General features: G+C 73.7%; 15 protein-coding genes and 1 riboswitch. Of the genes, 12 read left to right on the top strand and 3 right to left on the bottom strand.

The genetic code is table 11. The annotated features are described in order from the left end of the window. Positions 1–188 precede the first annotated feature (188 nt). A complete protein-coding gene (locus ACGFIE_RS30000; protein WP_393300900.1) occupies positions 189–1,175 on the top strand; it encodes an AAA family ATPase in 987 nt (328 codons plus the stop codon). Between the two features lie 79 nt (positions 1,176–1,254). Here ACGFIE_RS30000 and ACGFIE_RS29995 read toward each other — a convergent pair whose 3' ends face one another. Further along, positions 1,255–2,535 (bottom strand): hypothetical protein, encoded by a 1,281-nt coding sequence (locus tag ACGFIE_RS29995; RefSeq protein WP_393300897.1) that lies wholly within the window; start codon positions 2,533–2,535, stop codon positions 1,255–1,257. 247 nt (positions 2,536–2,782) lie between these two features. Between ACGFIE_RS29995 and ACGFIE_RS29990 the strand changes: the two genes are divergently transcribed. From ACGFIE_RS29990 to ACGFIE_RS29975, 4 genes are all read left to right on the top strand, one after another. After that, entirely contained in the window at positions 2,783–5,275 is a 2,493-nt protein-coding gene (locus ACGFIE_RS29990) for an ATP-binding protein (RefSeq protein ID WP_393300894.1), read from the top strand. A gap of 110 nt (positions 5,276–5,385) precedes the next feature. Then, positions 5,386–5,946 (top strand): peptide deformylase, encoded by a 561-nt coding sequence (gene def, locus ACGFIE_RS29985; RefSeq protein ID WP_266249922.1) that lies wholly within the window; start codon positions 5,386–5,388, stop codon positions 5,944–5,946. Positions 5,947–5,951: 5 nt separating this feature from the next. After that, positions 5,952–6,878, top strand: a complete 927-nt coding sequence (gene fmt / locus ACGFIE_RS29980) for a methionyl-tRNA formyltransferase (protein ID WP_363686883.1) — start codon at positions 5,952–5,954, stop codon at positions 6,876–6,878. Beyond that, positions 6,875–8,311, top strand: coding sequence for an RsmB/NOP family class I SAM-dependent RNA methyltransferase (locus ACGFIE_RS29975; RefSeq protein ID WP_393300890.1), 1,437 nt, complete (start codon positions 6,875–6,877; stop codon positions 8,309–8,311). Before fmt ends, ACGFIE_RS29975 begins: the two co-directional genes overlap by 4 nt. Positions 8,312–8,386: 75 nt before the next feature. Here ACGFIE_RS29975 and ACGFIE_RS29970 read toward each other — a convergent pair whose 3' ends face one another. Together ACGFIE_RS29970 and ACGFIE_RS29965 are read right to left on the bottom strand one after the other, a co-directional pair. Next, positions 8,387–9,277, bottom strand: a complete 891-nt coding sequence (locus ACGFIE_RS29970; protein WP_393300887.1) for a septum formation family protein — start codon at positions 9,275–9,277, stop codon at positions 8,387–8,389. Between the two features lie 84 nt (positions 9,278–9,361). Beyond that, a complete protein-coding gene (locus ACGFIE_RS29965; RefSeq protein ID WP_393300885.1) occupies positions 9,362–10,252 on the bottom strand; it encodes a septum formation family protein in 891 nt (296 codons plus the stop codon). 254 nt (positions 10,253–10,506) lie between these two features. On the opposite strand from ACGFIE_RS29965, the gene rpe reads away from it, so the two are divergent. The 7 genes from rpe to ribH all read left to right on the top strand — a co-directional run bounded on the left by rpe (position 10,507) and on the right by ribH (position 16,723). After that, positions 10,507–11,187: a ribulose-phosphate 3-epimerase gene (gene rpe, locus ACGFIE_RS29960; protein WP_393300882.1), complete on the top strand. Its 681-nt coding sequence runs from the start codon at positions 10,507–10,509 to the stop codon at positions 11,185–11,187. Between the two features lies 1 nt (position 11,188). Then, positions 11,189–12,145, top strand: a complete 957-nt coding sequence (locus ACGFIE_RS29955) for a response regulator (protein ID WP_363686873.1) — start codon at positions 11,189–11,191, stop codon at positions 12,143–12,145. Positions 12,146–12,223: 78 nt separating this feature from the next. Next, positions 12,224–12,395, top strand: a riboswitch (FMN riboswitch). 160 nt (positions 12,396–12,555) lie between these two features. Continuing rightward, positions 12,556–13,617 carry a bifunctional diaminohydroxyphosphoribosylaminopyrimidine deaminase/5-amino-6-(5-phosphoribosylamino)uracil reductase RibD gene (ribD, locus tag ACGFIE_RS29950; RefSeq protein WP_363686871.1) on the top strand — a complete coding sequence of 354 codons (1,062 nt, stop codon included), beginning with the start codon at positions 12,556–12,558 and terminating at the stop codon, positions 13,615–13,617. Between the two features lies 1 nt (position 13,618). Then, positions 13,619–14,269, top strand: a complete 651-nt coding sequence (locus ACGFIE_RS29945) for a riboflavin synthase (protein WP_393300879.1) — start codon at positions 13,619–13,621, stop codon at positions 14,267–14,269. After that, on the top strand, positions 14,269–14,958 hold the full coding sequence (gene pnuC, locus ACGFIE_RS29940; protein WP_393300876.1) for a nicotinamide riboside transporter PnuC: 690 nt from the start codon (positions 14,269–14,271) through the stop codon (positions 14,956–14,958). The genes ACGFIE_RS29945 and pnuC overlap by 1 nt, the downstream gene beginning before the upstream one ends. Beyond that, positions 14,955–16,220 (top strand): bifunctional 3,4-dihydroxy-2-butanone-4-phosphate synthase/GTP cyclohydrolase II, encoded by a 1,266-nt coding sequence (locus ACGFIE_RS29935; protein WP_393300873.1) that lies wholly within the window; start codon positions 14,955–14,957, stop codon positions 16,218–16,220. Before pnuC ends, ACGFIE_RS29935 begins: the two co-directional genes overlap by 4 nt. Before the next feature lie 2 nt (positions 16,221–16,222). Continuing rightward, positions 16,223–16,723, top strand: a complete 501-nt coding sequence (gene ribH / locus ACGFIE_RS29930; protein WP_234589790.1) for a 6,7-dimethyl-8-ribityllumazine synthase — start codon at positions 16,223–16,225, stop codon at positions 16,721–16,723. The last annotated feature ends 11 nt before the right edge of the window (positions 16,724–16,734 follow it).

Raw genomic sequence — 16,734 nt, 5'->3', positions numbered from 1 at the left:
GCCTCGCGCCCCTGCCCGCACACCGCGTCCGGCAAAGCGGTGGCGCCGAGGTGGTAGCATCGCCCGTCATGCTCGGGCGTACGACGGCCCCAGGTCACGGCACCGCCGCGGAAGGGCGGGCCGGGAACGCGTCGGTCGGACGCGATGTCGATGATGTCAGGAAGCCGGTTATCAGGGGTGGACCAGTCGTGACCGTTCGACAATCGATCGTCTTCAACGGCGACCTCGGCAGCGGCAAGAGCACCGTGTCGGTGGAGATCGCCAAGCGGCTCGGGATGCGCCGGGTCAGCGTGGGTGACCTCTACCGGGAGATGGCGCAGCAGCGGCAGATGACGGCCCTGCAGCTCAATCTGCACGCCGAGCTGGACCAGGCCGTCGACGGTTACGTCGACCAGCTCCAGCGGGACATCGCCGCCTCCGGCGAGCACCTGATCATGGATTCGCGACTGGCCTGGCACTTCTTCACCGACGCGCTCAAGGTGCACATGATCACCGAGCCGGGTGAGGCGGCGCGCCGGGTGCTGGCCCGACCGTCCGGCCCGGCGGAGAGCTACGCGTCCCTCCAGGAGGCCAAGGCCAAGCTCCGCGAGCGCAGCGAGAGCGAGCGCAGCCGGTTCATCGTCCGCTACGGGGTGGACAAGGCGCGGTTGCGCAACTATGACCTGATCTGCGACACCACCCGGGCCTCCGCCGCCGAGGTGGTCGAGCACATCATCGCCGCGTACGAGGGCACCCTCGGCGCGGACGTGCTGCGCGACGGCCGGCCGTTGCTGCTGCTCGACCCGGCGCGCGTCTACCCGACCGAGGACATCGCGACCCTGCGCGGGCTGTGGGACAGCGAGTTCGTCGGCGACGTGGCCGAGGCCGGCGACGAGTCCCTGGAACCGCTCAAGATCGGCTTCACCGGCGAGTACTTCTTCGTCGTCGACGGTCACCGTCGGCTCAGCGCCGCCGTGCAGAACGGTTTTTCCCTGGTCCCCGCCGAGTTGGTCGCGGAGGTCGACGAGCCGGTGGTGGGCGGGATGAGCGCCGTGGACTACTTCGCCGCTCAGGTGCGCCCCGGCCTGGTCTACGACTGGGAGGCCGCCCACAAGATCCAGCTTCCGCTGCCCGAGCAGTCGGCGCTGCTTGGCGGCGACGCCGTGCTCGCCGCCGACCGGGGCGTCGGCGCCTGAGCCCAGCGCGGAGCCGGACCGGCACGCGGGATGCGCGCCGGCCCGGCCCCCGGGCCGTACGGTTGATCGCCGGTAGGCGTCAGCCCAGGACCACGCCGGAGGCGCCGACGCCGGCCATGCCGGAGAAGATGTCCTCGTAGTAGATCCGCCAGGCGCACACCCGGCCGGTGGGGACGTAGCCGGTACACGTCGTCGCGGTGTTGGTGTCGTCGATGGCGGTGTTGGTGCCGGTCGCCCAGACCTGGAGGGTGTTCGCCGCGTTCACGATCTCCACCGGGCCGCCGCTGTCACCCTGGCCGATGGCGTTGGTGTGGGTGGTGTTCTCGGCTTGGACCTGACCGCAGACCGTGCCGAAGTCGCGCACGTTGATGCACAGGTTGCGGGCCTTCACCTGGATCGAGCACCGGGTGCCGGAGTACGCGCCGGAGGTGCACACCCAGTTGCCGACCTGGCTGGCCTGTGCGCCGATCACCTGGTTGCTGAACTCGCTGACCACCGCGCCGGCCGCGTCGGTGCTGTTGTTGAAGACCCGGCCGCCCCCGCTGCCCGCGAGCAGCAGGGTGTCGGTGCCGGTGTTGCGGGTGCTGACCGTGCCGATCGTCTGCCCGGTCGGGTCGGTGGCGAGGACGTTGAGGTTGGCGCAGTGCGCGGCGGAGAGCACCCGCGTCACCCCGCCCTGGAAGACCCCGAAGCCTGTCGAGCAGCCACCGCCGTTGGCGGTGTTACGCCACGCGGCGCCACCCCACCACGGGGGCGAGTCGTCCCACCGGGTCGCGGGCGCGGCGGCGACACCTGTCTGCACCGTCACCGGTACGCCGGCGAGAGCCGTGGCGCCGAGCAACCCGCTCTGCGTACCGACGAGCAGGCCGGCGCCGTCGGCGCGCGGCCCCACCGTGGTGATCTTGTCGCCGGCCGTGGCCCGCAACCGGTCCGCCGCGACCATCAGCTCCCGCTGCGAGTACGCGGCGGGCAGCACCGTCGTCGCGACGGTGGCCCGGGCGTTGGCCACCAGGCGTGCCGGCGGCTCGCCCTTCCAGTAGACCTGGAGGTGGCGGGTGGTGGGATCGGCGACGACACCGGCGAAGCCGGAGTTCGCGCTGCTCTGCGCCGCGTTCGTGATCTGCGCGGCGGCGGTGTTCATCCGCTGCTGCAACCGGAGCAGCTCGGACCAGGAGGCGAAGCCGCCGGGCACCGGCGCGCTGTCGACGAACGATCCGGTGGTGGTGGCCTTGCCCCCCGGCGCGGCGGTGGCCGGTGCGGCACTCACGCCCGCGACGAGCAGCGTGAGGCCACACGCGGTGACGGCGATGCGACGCAGCATCGTCGCGGACCGTCGGGCGGTCGGGTGTGGACGGATCATCTGGTACCCCTTCCCCAGGGTTTCGTGGCGCGGGCCGAACCCGCACCGAGACGGTGGCACGAGACGTCGGTTCGGCACGGCGATCCTGGACGGGACTGGACACCGTCGGACACCGCTGGACGCGGGAAAGGTCCGATGTGGAACTGTCAGACATCGGCGGCCTCCTATCTCGCCGTGTGTGACCGCAACTAGCCTGCCCGTGTCGGCACCCGGGGCGGCCGGGTGACCGGTAGGGGGTGGGGGCCGCATGTCCGACCAACGGGTACCGTCCGGCGTTCGTCGCGCACCGCAGGGGCCACCAGCGGAGTGCGACGTGGCCCGCGGTGGCGTCGAGGCGCAGACCCTGCCGGAGCTGGCCGGCCTGCTGCGCCAGCTGCGCCGCCGCGAGGCACGGCAGCAGGGCGAGACCCGGCTGACGTACCGGCAGCTGGCGGCGAAGACCGGCTGGTCACGCGGCATCATCGGGGAGTACTTCGCCGGCAACATCCTGCCCCCGCCGGAGCGGTTCGACGCGCTCATCCGGCTGCTCGGGGCGACCCCCACCGAGCAGGGACTGCTGGCCACCGCGCGGGACCGGATCGAGGAGCGACGTCGACGCCCGACCCGCGACCACGCGGCCACCGGTCGGGCGGTCGCCGGGGCCGTGCGGGCCAGGAGTGGCGGCGCCCGGGCCGCCACGGGGCCGACCCGCTTCCCCGTGCCCCGCCAACTACCCCCGGCGTTGCCCGGATTCGTCGGACGTGCCGCCCAGCTCGCCCAGCTCGATGCCGCCTCCGCCGGCCCGGACACCTCAGGCGCAGGCGGCCGGGCGCCGGCCACCGTGGTGACGCTGTCCGGCACGGCCGGGGTGGGCAAGACGACGCTCGCGGTGCACTGGGCGCACCGCGTCGCCGACCGGTTCCCGGACGGCCAGCTCTACGTCGACCTGCGCGGATTCGACTCCACCGGAACGGTGGTGACGGCCGTCGAGGCGGTCCGCGGCTTCCTGGAAGCCCTGGAGGTGCCGCCCGAACGGATCCCCACCCACCTGCCCGCGCAGGTGGGTCTCTATCGAAGCCTGCTCGCCGATCGCCGGATGCTGGTGCTGCTGGACAACGCGCGGGATGCCGACCAGGTCCGGCCGCTGCTGGCCGGCAGTCCGACCTGCCTGGTCCTGGTCACCAGCCGTAACCGGCTGGCCGGTCTGGTCGCCGCCGAGGGCGCCCGGCCGGTCGGCGTGGACCTGCTCAGCGCCGCCGAGGCATGGCAGTTGTTGGCCCGGAGACTCGGCGCGGACCGACTGGCGGTCGAGCCGCGGGCCGTGGACGAGATGATCGAGCGGTGCGCGCGGCTGCCGCTGGCCCTGGCGGTTCTCGCCGCGCGGAGTGCGGCGAATCCGGCGTTCCCCCTGGCCACCCTCGCGGCCGAGCTGCGCGGGGCGCCGCGCCCACTGGACTCGTTCGACGCCGGCGACGCCGGCACCGACGTGCAGGCAGTCTTCTCCTGGTCGTACCGGAGCCTCACCCCCGCGTCGGCACGGCTGTTCCGGCTGTTCGGCTGCCATCCCGGTCCGGACATCGGGGTCGCCGCGGCGGCCAGCCTGGCCGGGCTGCCCCGGGAGCAGGTGCCCCGACTGTTGGCGGAGCTGGCCCACGCGCACCTCGTCACCGAGCACGTCCCCGGCCGGTTCGGCGCACACGACCTGCTCCGGGCGTACGCCGCCGAGCAGGCCGAACGACTCGATCCGGCCGAGGTACGGCGGGCCGCGATCCGTCGTGGGCTGGACCACTACCTGCACACCGCGCACGCGGCCGCGCTGCTGCTGCAGCCGGGCCGGGATCCGGTCACCCTGGCGGCGGCCCCGCCGGGTGTGACGCCCGAGCGGATCACCGACCACGCGCAGGCGCTCGCCTGGTTCACCGTCGAGTACCCGGTGCTGCTGGCCGCCGTCGCGCACGCTAAACGTGCCGGGTTCGACAGCCATGCCTGGCAGCTCGCGTGGACGCTCGTGGACTTCCTGCAACGCCGGGGACGGTGGCCGGACCTGGCCGTCGCCCAGCGGACCGCCCTGGCCGGGGCGCGGCGGACGGGGGACCGGCTCGGGCAGGCGAACGCCCACCGTGACCTCGCCCGGGTGCTGTCCCGACTGGGGCGGGTGGACGAGGCGGCGAGCAACTACCGGCAGGCCCTGACGCTCTTCGGGGCGCTGTGTGACCGCACCGGGCAGGCGCGTACCCACCGGGCGTTCGGCGCGATGCTCGACGGTCTCGGCCGGTACGCCGAGGCGCTGGACCATGTGCGGCGGGCTCTCGCCCTGTACCGGGACGCCGGCCATCTGGCCGGGGAGGCCAGCGCCCGTAACGCCGTGGGTTGGGCGCACGCGCAGCTCGGCCAGTACCGTCCGGCGCTCGCGCACTGCGAGCAGGCGTTGACGCTGCTGCGCCGGACCGGTGACCGGCACGGTGAGGCCAACACCTGGGACAGCCTCGGCTTCATCCACGCCCGGCTGGGCGACCACCGGGAGGCGATCCGCTGCTACGGGCGGGCGCTGCGCCTGTACCGGCGGATCAGCGACCGCTACGACGAGGCGGACACCCTCTCCCGCCTCGGCGAGAGCCGGCACGCGGCGGGGGACCCGGCCGGCGCGGCACGGACCTGGCGGCGAGCCCTGGGCATCCTCGATGACCTCGGTCACCCCGACGGCGAGCGGGTCCGCGCCCTGCTGGCCGCGGCGGCGGCCACCCGGGGCCGAGCCGAGTGACGCCCGGCACACCGGCGGTGGCCGATCGAGGTACGCCGGCCGGTGCGCCTCGAGGCACTCCGTAGACTGGTACGGCACCGCTCGCCCGCCCGATGAAGGAGCCGTCCCGCGTGACCGTCCAGCCCATCCGTCTGTTTGGGGATCCGGTGCTGCGCACGCCGGCCGATCCGGTGGTCGACTTCGACGTTGAGCTGCGTAGGCTCATCGCCGACCTCACGGACACGATGCGGGGGCAGAACGGCGCCGGCCTGGCCGCGCCGCAGCTCGGTGTGAGCCTGCGGGTGTTCGCCTTCGACGTCGACGACGTGCTCGGGCACCTGGTCAACCCGGTGCTGGAGTTCCCCGACGAGGAGGAGCAGGACGGCCCCGAGGGCTGCCTCTCCATCCCCGGGCTCTACTTCGACACCAAGCGCCGGCAGAACGTCATCGCCAAGGGCTTCAACGGCTACGGCGACCCGCTGCAGATCGTCGGCACCGGGCTGATGGCCCGCTGCGTGCAGCACGAGACCGACCACCTCGACGGCGTGCTCTTCCTGGACCGGCTCGACGCCGCCGGTCGCAAGGAGGCCATGAAGGCCATCCGCCAGGCCGAGTGGTACGACGCGGCCGCGCCGCCGGTGGTCAAGGTCAACCCGCACGCCGGTGGCAGCCCCTTCGGCCTGGGTCGGTGACCCGGATGCGTGTGATCTTCGCCGGTACGCCGGCGGTTGCCGTGCCCGCCCTGGCCGCCGTCGCGGCCTCCCGGCACGAGCTGGTCGCCGTGGTCACCCGACCCGACGCGCCCGCCGGGCGGGGGCGTGGCCTGTCCCGTTCCCCGGTCGGCGCGTGGGCCGACGAGCACGGCGTGGAGGTGCTCACGCCGGCCCGCCCCCGTGACCCGGAGTTCCTCGACCGGCTGCGCGAGCTGTCCCCGGACTGCGTGCCGGTGGTCGCCTACGGCGCGCTGGTGCCGCCGGCGGCGCTGGAGATCCCCCGGTACGGCTGGATCAACCTGCACTTCTCGCTGCTGCCCGCCTGGCGGGGCGCCGCGCCCGTGCAGCACGCGGTGCTGCACGGCGACGAGCTGACCGGGGCCAGCGTCTTCCACCTGGAGCAGGGCCTGGACACCGGGCCGGTGTTCGGCACCCTGACCGACGAGATCCGCCCCGGCGACACCTCCGGCGACCTGCTGGAGCGGCTCGCCGACTCCGGCGCCGGTCTGCTGGTGGCGGTGCTCGACGCGATCGCCGACGGCACCGCGCGAGCCGAGCCGCAGCCCGCCGACGGGGTGTCGCTGGCGCCGAAGCTGACAGTGGAGGATGCCCGGGTGCGCTGGGGTGACCCGGCCTTCGCCGTGGACCGGCGGATCCGCGCCTGCACCCCGGCCCCCGGCGCGTGGACGACCTTCCGGGACGAGCGGGTGAAGCTCGGCGCGGTCGCACCGGTGCCCGACGGCCCGGACCTGAAACCGGGGGAGCTGCTGGTGGAGAAGACGCGGGTACTGGCCGGCACGGCCACCGTGCCGGTGCGTCTCGGCGAGGTCCGCGCCGCCGGCAAGCGCGCCATGGCGGCCACCGACTGGGCGCGCGGCGTCCGTGTCAGCGCCGGCGAGGCCCTCGCGTGACGGCCCCGGAGGGCACGCGTCCGTTCCGCGGCGGTTCGTCCGCCAGCCGTGGCGGTGACCGTCGGCCGGCCCGGCCGCCACTGGACCGGCCACGACGCGCGGCGTACGAGGCGGTGGCCGCCGTGCACCGCGACGACGCCTTCGCCAACCTGGTGCTGCCCATCATCCTGCGCGAGGAGGGGCTGTACGGCCGCGACGCCGCCTTCGCCACCGAGCTGACCTACGGCACCCTGCGCCACCTCGGCACGCTGGATGCGATCCTCAGCGACGCGGCCGGGCGGGACGTGGCCCGCATCGACCCACCGGCGCGCGACGCGCTGCGAATCGGGGCCTACCAGCTGCTGCACACCCGGGTGCCCCCGCACGCGGCCGTGTCGTCGACCGTGGACCTGGTCCGCTCGGTCGCGCCGGGCGCCGCCGGGTTCGCCAACGCGGTGCTGCGCGAGGTGTCCACCCGCGACATCGACGGTTGGGTGGCCAAGCTCGCCCCGCCGATCGAGACCGATCCGGTCGGGCACCTGGCGCTGGCGTACAGCCACCCGCAGTGGATCGTGCGGGCCTTCTCCGAGGCGCTCGGCGGCGACCTGGGCGAGACCGCCCGGCTCCTGATCGAGGACAACGAGCGGCCCCCGGTGCACCTGTGCGCCCGTCCCGGCCTCATCGATCCGATCGAGCTGGCCGACCAGGTCGGCGGCGCGCCCGGCGCCTTCTCGCCGTACGCCGTCTATCTGCCCGGCGGCGCGCCTGGTGACGTGCCGGCGGTGGTCGACGGTCGTGCCCACGTCCAGGACGAGGGCTCCCAACTCGTGGCCGCCGCGCTCGCCGACGCGCCGCTCGACGGTCCGGACGGGCGCTGGCTGGACCTGTGCGCAGGCCCGGGCGGCAAGGCCGGTCTGCTCGGCGCGCTGGCCGCGCAGCGCGGGGCCCGACTGACCGCTGTGGAGGTGGCCGAGCACCGGGCCCGGCTGGTGTCCCAGGCGACCCGGGGCCTGCCGGTGGCCGTGCTGGCCATGGATGGTCGTGAGGTCGGCGCGGACCCGAAGCTGCCGGAGGGCCACTTCGACCGGGTGCTGGTGGACGCCCCGTGCACCGGTCTGGGCTCGCTGCGTCGCCGGCCCGAGTCGCGCTGGCGTCGCCAGCCCTCCGACCTGCCGCCGCTGACCCGGCTACAGCGGGAGCTGCTGGGCGCGGCGCTGCGGGCGGTCCGGCCGGGCGGGCTGGTCGCCTACGTCACCTGCTCGCCGCACACGGTGGAGACGCACGTGACGGTCACCGAGGCGGCCCGCCGCAGCGGTGTGTCGGTGGACTTCGTCGACGCCCGGCCGCTGCTGCCGGCCGGCATGCCCGGCCTGGGCGACGGCCCCACCGTGCAGCTCTGGCCGCACCGCCACGGCACCGACGCGATGTTCCTCGCCGTCCTGCGCAAGGGCTGACAGCAGTCCTGCGCAGGGGGTTGACGCGACACCGCACCCGGCCGAGGCGGCCGGGTGCGGTCGTGTCGGCCGGGATCAGGTGACGGGGAGGCCCTTGGTGCCGGCGTTGCGCATCGAACGGGTCAGGTTCCGGTCGCTGATCCACAGGAAGCACTGCACGCCACGGTTGCCGTTGCGCCACTCCTGCTCGTACGGCTGGTAGTAGATCGTCCCGGCGCGGAAGTCGAGCTGGGAGTTGTCCGGCACCTTGGCGTACCTGGCGGTCACCGACTGGCACGCCCGGTGGGTGCGCTTGGTGGTGCGGTTGAATTCCGCGTAGCTGATGTCCGGTGCCTGCCAGATCCCGACGAACTCGGCGTGGTGCTTGGCGGTGCAGGACACCGCCACCATCTCCTCGATCTTGTCCTTGTTCAGCTTCGGGTTGAAGCAGCGGTACGCCAGCGGCGCCGCACCGGTCAGCGCGCCCCGCAGGCTGCCGGTGCGCAGGTCGACGGCGGTGTCGTCGATGCTGGTGATCTCGGTGACGTCGCAGCGGAACCAGCGGGCCCCGCCGGCCCAGGCGGCAGGCGAGGGCAGCACGACGGCCAGCCCGAGGCGCCCGGAGCGCCAGTCGGCGCCGACCGCCTTGTTGACCTCCGTCTGGCAGCCGGCCTGCGCGGCCCGCATGCCCTCCGAGCCGGGCGGCGGGGGTGTGCCGCGCTCCGCGCCGGGGCCGGTGAGCGTGCCGACGTGGAGGGTCTCCACCCGGTGCGACTCGCCGCACTCCATGGGGTTGTAGCCGCTCAGGAAGCCGACCTGCTGGTAGGCGTGGTGGCAGACGCCTGCGGTGGGGACGAACTGCTGCGCCGCCACGGGCGCCGGCCAGTCGTCGACCAGGTCACTGTCGACTCCGGCGGGCGCGCCACAGCCGGTGAGCGCCAGGGCCACCGCCGCGCCCCCGGCAATCGCCGTCAACCACCGTCGCATCTCCGACCTCCCGCCACCGGTGACCTCCGATCGACCCCCAGCCGGCCGGTACCGTCACGGCGCAGCAGCATACGGCACCGTGACTCAGATCGCGGGCAGTCCCTCGGGGCCGGCGCCGCGCATCGAACGGGTGAGTTTGCGGTCGTCGCTCCACAGGAAACAGCGCACCCCACGGTCACCCTCCTCCCACTCCCGCTGCGACGGTGGGTAGTAGATGGACCCGGCCCGGTACGGCATGTCGCTGTTGTTCGGCACGGCCGCGTACGCGGCGATCAACGTCATGCAGCGCCGGTGCGCCTGGTCGCCCGCGCGGGTGAACTCGCCCCAGCTCATGTCCCGCTCCTCGTAGACCCCGACGAACTCGGCGCGGTGCGGCTCGGTGCACAGCACCGGGGCCATGTAGTTGAGGTTGTCGCCGATCAGCTTGGGGTCGAAACAGCCGTGGGTCAGCGGGGTGTCGCCGATCAACGCGCCGCGCAGGCTGCCGACGCGGTTCACCGGCCGGGTGTTGTCGATGCTGCCGGTCTCGCTGAGGTCGCAGCGGAACCAGCGGGCGCCGCCGGTCCAGGCCGAGCCGGAGGGCAGCGACAGCGTCAGAGTGAGCCGGGCCGTGTGCCAGTCGCCGCCGAGCACCTCCCGGGCCCGCTGGTCGCACTCGGAGCGGGCCGCGCGCAGCGCGGTCGAGCCGGGCCCGGGGCGGGCGCCGGCCCGCGCTGCCGCGCCGGTGAACGTGCCGACGTGGATCGCCTCGGCGAGGTGACTGCGGGCGCAGTCCACCGTCTCGTAGGTGCTGGCCTGCACGATCGAGGTGATCCGGGGCAGGCAGGTGTCGGTGGCGGGTGTGAACGGTTTCGGAACCCGCAGCTGCGGCCAGTCGTCGGTGAGATCACCGTCCGCGCCTCGCGCCGGCGCACAGCCGGCCAGCAGCATCGTCGTGATGCCGACCAGCGCCAGCGCTGGAAGCCACCGTCGCATCGTCCGCCCTCCCGGGAGCTGGCGACCGGTCACCGCGCCCCGCGGCGCGACCCCGGCGGGCGTGCAGCCTACGGCACTGTCCCGCTTGGAGTGTCGTCGCGTTTGGGTCGATCGGCCAGCCACTGATGTCTGTTCGTCCGGAATCGGGGGCCCGGACCGGCTTATTCTGCACTACTGGTCACTGCTGGGTTACAGCGTGTCGGAGTTGGTGCTGTGCTGCGGTCGGCGGGTGAGCACGTTCGTACACTGGCCCCGTGACCGTACCGCCGCCGATCGTCGCGCCGAGCATCCTGGCCGCCGATTTCGCCCGCCTCGCCGAAGAGGTCCGTGCCGTCGAGGACGCCGCGGACTGGTTGCACGTGGACGTGATGGACAACCATTTCGTGCCCAACCTGACCATCGGTCTGCCCGTGGTGCAGAGCCTGCGCGCCGCCACCGCGATGCCGTTCGACGTGCACCTGATGATCACGGACCCGCGTCGGTGGGCCCCCGGGTACGCCGACGCCGGGGCGTACAACGTCACGTTCCACGCCGAGGCGGCCGACGACCCGGTGGCGCTCGCGAAGGACCTGCGCTCGGCCGGCGCGAAGGCCGGGCTGGCGATCGACCGGGACACGCCGATCGAGCCGTACCTGGAGCTGCTGCCCAGCTTCGACACCCTGCTGATCATGACGATCAAGGCGGGCTTCGGCGGGCAGCGGTTCATTCCGCAGATGCTGGACAAGGTCCGCGCCGCCCGCCGACACGTCGACGCCGGCCACCTGGAGCTGCGCATCGAGGTGGACGGCGGGATCGCCGCCGACACCATCGAGCAGGCGGCCGCCGCCGGGGCCGACGCGTTCGTGGCCGGGACCGCCGTCTACGGCGCCGCCGACCCGGCGGAGGCGGTCCGGCGCCTACGGGCGCTGGCGGAGCGCGCGGCGCCCGGGGCCTGAGGTGGAGCCCGAGGGCGACCGCAAGGACATCATCCTCGTCGTCGACGACGACGAGGACATCGCCCGCTTCGTCGAGTTCAACCTGCGGCTGCACGGCTTCGAGGTGATTCACGCCAGTGACGGCCAGGAGGCCCTGGAGGTCATCGAGCGGCAGCGGCCGGACCTGGCCGTGGTCGACCTCATGATGCCCCGCGTCGACGGTCTGGAGCTGACCCGACGGCTGCGCGCCGACCCGATGACCTCCGCCCTGCCGGTGATCATGTTGACGGCGAAGGGGATGACCGTGGACAAGGTCCACGGCCTCAGCGCCGGCGCCGACGACTACCTGGTCAAGCCGTTCGACACCGCCGAGCTGGTGGCCCGGGTCTCCTCGACGCTGCGGCGTAACAAGGAGTTCCGGGAGGTCTCCCCGCTGACCGGGCTGCCCGGCAACAGTCGGATCCGTCGGGAGATCAGCGACCGGGTCCGGCAGGGGGTGGACTACGCGGTCGGCTACATCGACATCGACCGGTTCAAGAGCGTCAACGACCGGTACGGCTTCGTGCGGGGCGACGACTTCATCTCCGCGCTGGCCCGCAGCCTGCACCGGGCGGTGGTGGCGGTGGGTCTGCCGCCGGCCTTCCTCGGTCACGTCGGCGGCGACGACTTCGTCATCGTCTGCGCGCCGGACCAGGTCCGCCCGCTGACCTCCCGGGCGGTGGTCGACTTCGAGAAGGCCGCCGACACGCTCTACGACCCGACCGACCGCGAGCGCGGGTTCGTCGAGTTGAAGGACCGGCGCGGCACCATCCGCCGGGCCGCCCTGGTCACGCTGTCCATCGGTGTCTCCCTCTCCGACGCCGGCAAGCGGTTCACCGACCCTCTCGAGGCGATCGCGGTGGCCTCGGAGATGAAGACGGTCGCCAAGAGTCAACCGGGCTCGTACGTGGCGGTGGACCGGCGGCGCGGCGTCACCTGACGCGTGATCCCGCTGTGAAGTAGCTCGCCTCGGAGGTGTCGGAGCCTCGGAAGCGTGTAAGACTGCGAGGTACCCACCACGCGCTGGCGGGACTCGGTGAAATTCCGAACCGGCGGTGATCCACGGTCCAACCGTGGTCAGCCCGCGACCCGGACGGCTTCGGCCGGCCGGTGGACCTGGTGAAAATCCGGGGCCGACGGTTGGAGGCGGTTCGTCCGCCCCCAGACAGTCCGGATGGGAGACAGCGCGCGGGACGGACGGGTTCGAGCCGGCCGCTGGCGTCAGCGTGCCGTGCCGCCCATCCGGGTCGGCTGCGCCGTACCCGGAATCCGCCGCCGCCTGCCCGCGGCCCATGCCGCCTCCCTGACCGCCCGCGCGCGGACCGGCGAGTGAGAGGGCAGGACAGGGCGATGGCCAGCGTCTCCGTCGATGAGGCGATGCGGCGTGCGATCGAGCTGGCGGCGCGCGGACTGGGCACCACCAGCCCCAACCCGGTGGTCGGGTGCGTGCTGCTCGACGCCGACGGCGAGGTCGTGGGGGAGGGTTTCCACGCGTACGCCGGCGGGCCGCACGCCGAGATCGTGGCGCTGGCCCAGGCCGGGCCGCGCGCCGAGGGCGGCACCGCAGTCGTCACTCTCGAACCCTGCGACCACACCGGTCGCACCGGCCCCTGCAGCACCGCGCTCGTCCAGGCCGGGGTGTCCCGCGTCGTCATCGCCGTCCCCGACCCGAACCCGGTGGCCTCCGGCGGCGCCGCCACGTTGCGCTCCGCGGGGGTCCAGGTGGATCTGGGGGTACGCGGCGACGAGGCCGAGGCCGGCAACGTCGCGTGGTTGACCTCGATGCGCCGGGGCTGGCCGTACGTCATCTGGAAGTACGCCGCCACTGTCGACGGCCGGTCTGCCGCCGCGGACGGCACCAGCATGTGGATCACCTCGGAGGCGGCCCGGATCGACGTGCACGCGCTGCGCGGCACCGTCGACGCGGTCGTCGCCGGGGTGGGCACCGTACTCGCCGACGATCCCCGGTTGACCGCCCGTAACCTGCGCGACGGCAGCCTGGCCATCCGGCAGCCGCTGCGGGTGGTGGTGGACAGCTCGGGGCGTACCCCGACCGACGCCCGGGTCCGCGACGGCGCCGCGCGGACCTGGATCGCGACCGCCGCGGAGGTGGGCGCGGACCCGGACGGCCGGGTGGACCTGCCGGCGCTGCTCGCGGCGCTGCACCAGCGCGGGGTCCGCGCGGTGCTGCTGGAGGGCGGCCCCCGGCTGGCCGGCGCGTTCCTGGCCGCCGGCCTGGTCGACAAGATCGTCGGGTACGTCGCGCCCCGGCTGCTCGGCGCCGGCCCCACGGCCCTGGTCGACGCGGGAGTGACGACCATCGCCGAGGCCATCGATCTGGAGTTCGTCGACGTTACGCAGGTCGGTCCGGATCTCCGGATCACCGCTTTGCCCCGCAAAAGGGAGGGCTGACATGTTCACCGGCATTGTCGAGGAGTTGGGGGAGATCGTCCGGGTCACGGCCACGGCGGGCGATTCGGCGCTTGTCGCCGTACGCGGCCCGTTGGTCACCTCGGACGCCCGCCACGGCGACTCCATCGCCGTCAACGGCGTCTGCCTGACCGTGGTGGACGCGGCCGACGGAGTCTTCACCGCCGACGTCATGGGCGAGACCCTGCGCCGCTCCGCGCTGGGCGCGCTGCGCCCCGGCGACCCGGTCAACCTGGAGCGGGCCGCCGCGCTGGGCAGCCGCCTCGGCGGTCACCTCGTGCAGGGCCACGTCGACGGCGTCGGCGAACTGATCTCCCGGGAACCGGCCGAGCAGTGGGAGACGGTGCGGTTCCGGCTGCCCGCCACCCTGGCCCGGTACGTGGTGGAGAAGGGCTCGATCACCATCGACGGCGTGTCGCTGACCGTGGCGGAGGTGGGCGCGGACGAGTTCGCCGTCGGGCTGATCCCGACCACCCTGAAGCTGACCACGCTCGGCGCGAAGGGCGTCGGCGACCCGGTCAACCTGGAGGTCGACGTGCTGGCCAAGTACGTCGAGCGGCTGCTCGGCGCCCGGCTCGCCGACGAGGCGTCCGGGGCGTCCCCGGCGTCCCCGAGCACGGGCGAGGTGGCCTGATGGGCCCCCTCGGCTGGCTGCTCGACGCACAGGTGCAGGTGTTCGGCTCGCCGGTGCTGGCCCGGGAGATCGTCGGCAACGTGTTCGGGCTGGTCTCGGCGCTGCTCGGGCTGCGCCGGCTGGTCTGGGCGTGGCCCGTCGGCATGATCGGCAACGCGCTGCTGTTCACCGTCTTCCTCGGCGGGGTGTTCGCCACCCCGCAGGCTCACGACCTGTACGGACAGGCCGGCCGGCAGGTGTTCTTCTTCGCGGTAAGCGTCTACGGCTGGTGGCGGTGGCGACGCAACAGCCGCGCCGACGCGGGCCACGCCGCGGTGCTGCCGCGCTGGGCCACCGGCCGGGAGCGGCTGACGCTGCTGCTGGCCGCAGTGGTCGGCACCGCCGCCGCGTACCCGGTGCTCAAGGCGCTGGGCTCCTGGGGTCCGCTGCCGGACGCCTGGATCCTCACCGGCAGTCTGCTGGCCACCTACGGCATGGCCCGCGGCTGGGTCGAGTTCTGGCTGGTGTGGATCGCGGTGGACGCGGTCGGCGTGCCGCTGCTGCTGCGCGGCGGGTTCTACCCGTCGGCGGCCATGTACCTGGTCTACGGCGCCTTCTGCGCCTGGGGCTTCGCCGCCTGGTGGCGCACCTCGCGTGCCACCCGCCCGGCCGCCGCACTCCCGCCCACCTACACGGAGGCTGTCGCGTGACCAGTTTCGGGGATATCGACGAGGCGATCGCCGAGATCGCGGCCGGGCGGCCGGTCGTCGTGGTCGACGACGCCGACCGGGAGAACGAGGGCGACCTGATCTTCGCGGCCGAGCTGGCCACGCCGGAGCTGCTCGCGTTCATGGTGCGCTACACGTCCGGGTACGTCTGCGTGCCGCTGACCGAGAGCGAGGCCGACCGGCTCGACCTGCCGCCGATGCACCACACCAACCAGGACCGGCGGGGCACCGCGTACACGGTGACCGTGGACGCCCGGGAGGGGATCAGCACCGGCATCTCCGCGGCCGACCGCGCGCACACCATCCGTCTGCTCGCGGCAGCCGCCACCGACCCGACCGACCTGGCCCGGCCCGGGCATGTGGTGCCGCTGCGCGCCCGCGAGGGCGGAGTCCTGCGCCGACCCGGGCACACCGAGGCGGCGATCGACCTGACCCGGCTCGCCGGGCTGCGCCCAGCGGGCGTGCTCTGCGAGCTGATCAACGACGACGGCACCATGATGCGGCTGCCGGAACTGGAGAAGTTCGCCGCCGAGCACGGCCTCACGCTGATCACCATCGCCGACCTGATCGCCCACCGGCGGCGTACCGAGAAGCAGGTCGAGTTGGTCGCCGACGCCCGGATGCCGACGCGGCACGGGGTGTTCCGGGCGCTCGGCTACCGCGCCGAGCACGACCCGGCCGAGCACGTCGCCATGGTGCTCGGTGACCTCGGTGACGGTCAGGACGTCCTGGTCCGGGTCCACTCCGAGTGCCTGACCGGCGACGTGTTCGGCTCGCTGCGCTGCGACTGCGGGCCACAGCTGGACGCCGCGCTGGCCCGGGTCGCCCGCGAGGGCCGGGGCGTGGTGCTCTACGTCCGCGGGCACGAGGGACGCGGCATCGGCCTGCTGCACAAGCTGCAGGCGTACCAGTTGCAGGACCAGGGTCGCGACACTGTGGACGCCAACCTCGACCTGGGTCTGCCGGCCGACGCCCGCGACTACGGCACCGGCGCGCAGATCCTCTACGACCTCGGGGTGCGCTCGATGCGGCTGCTGACCAACAACCCGGCCAAGCGGGCCGGGTTGGAGGGCTACGGGCTCACCATCACCGGCCGTGAGAGCCTGCCGGCCGGCGCGCACCCGGAGAATCTGCGCTACCTGCGCACCAAGCGGGACCGGATGGGTCACCTGCTGGACGAGTTGGACGAGGTGTCCGAGGCGCCGCTGGGGCGTCCGGTCGCCGACGACGAGATCGGAGCATGACAATGGCGGGTTTCGGCGAGCCGGGAGTCGAGGCGGTCGACGCCGCGGGGCTGACCGTCGGGGTGGTGGCCGCGCGCTGGCACGGCGACCTGACAGACCACATGCTGGAGCGCGCGGTCGCCGCCGCCGAGGCGTGCGGTGCCCGGTCCGTGGTGGCGCGCGTCGCCGGCTCCGTCGAGCTGCCGGTCGTCGCCCAGGCCCTCGCGCGCCGCTGCGACGTGGTGGTCGCGCTCGGCGTGGTCGTGCGGGGCGCCACCGCCCACTTCGACTACGTGTGCCGGTCGGTCACCGACGGGCTGACCCGGGTGGCGCTGGACGAGGGCAAGCCGGTGGCGCACGGGGTGCTCACCGTGGAGACCATCGAGCAGGCCCGGGACCGGGCCGGGCTGCCCGGCTCGGCGGAGGACAAGGGCTGGGCGGCGACCGTGGCGGCGCTCGACGCGGCGCTTGCCGTCCGGACCGTGGCCGCCGGCAACGCGCAGCGGGTCGGCTTCGGCGGCTGACGCCGCCGCCG

Origin of the sequence: Micromonospora sp. NPDC049275 (assembly GCF_043197115.1) — a bacterium.
Taxonomy (GTDB): Bacteria; Actinomycetota; Actinomycetes; order Mycobacteriales; family Micromonosporaceae; genus Micromonospora.
The sequence above is the reverse complement of the archived record's forward strand: the minus strand, read 5'-3'. Positions and strand labels throughout refer to the sequence as shown.

Excerpts from the sequence above, each read along its gene's own strand:
- ACGFIE_RS29995 (WP_393300897.1), bottom strand. The coding sequence starts at position 2,535 with ATGATCCGTCCACACCCGACCGCCCGACGGTCCGCGACGATGCTGCGT.
- ACGFIE_RS29990 (WP_393300894.1), top strand. The coding sequence starts at position 2,783 with ATGTCCGACCAACGGGTACCGTCCGGCGTTCGTCGCGCACCGCAGGGG.
- fmt (WP_363686883.1), top strand. The coding sequence starts at position 5,952 with ATGCGTGTGATCTTCGCCGGTACGCCGGCGGTTGCCGTGCCCGCCCTG.
- ACGFIE_RS29970 (WP_393300887.1), bottom strand. The coding sequence starts at position 9,277 with ATGCGACGGTGGTTGACGGCGATTGCCGGGGGCGCGGCGGTGGCCCTG.
- ACGFIE_RS29965 (WP_393300885.1), bottom strand. The coding sequence starts at position 10,252 with ATGCGACGGTGGCTTCCAGCGCTGGCGCTGGTCGGCATCACGACGATG.
- ribD (WP_363686871.1), top strand. The coding sequence starts at position 12,556 with ATGGCCAGCGTCTCCGTCGATGAGGCGATGCGGCGTGCGATCGAGCTG.
- ACGFIE_RS29945 (WP_393300879.1), top strand. The coding sequence starts at position 13,619 with ATGTTCACCGGCATTGTCGAGGAGTTGGGGGAGATCGTCCGGGTCACG.
- pnuC (WP_393300876.1), top strand. The coding sequence starts at position 14,269 with ATGGGCCCCCTCGGCTGGCTGCTCGACGCACAGGTGCAGGTGTTCGGC.
- ribH (WP_234589790.1), top strand. The coding sequence starts at position 16,223 with ATGGCGGGTTTCGGCGAGCCGGGAGTCGAGGCGGTCGACGCCGCGGGG.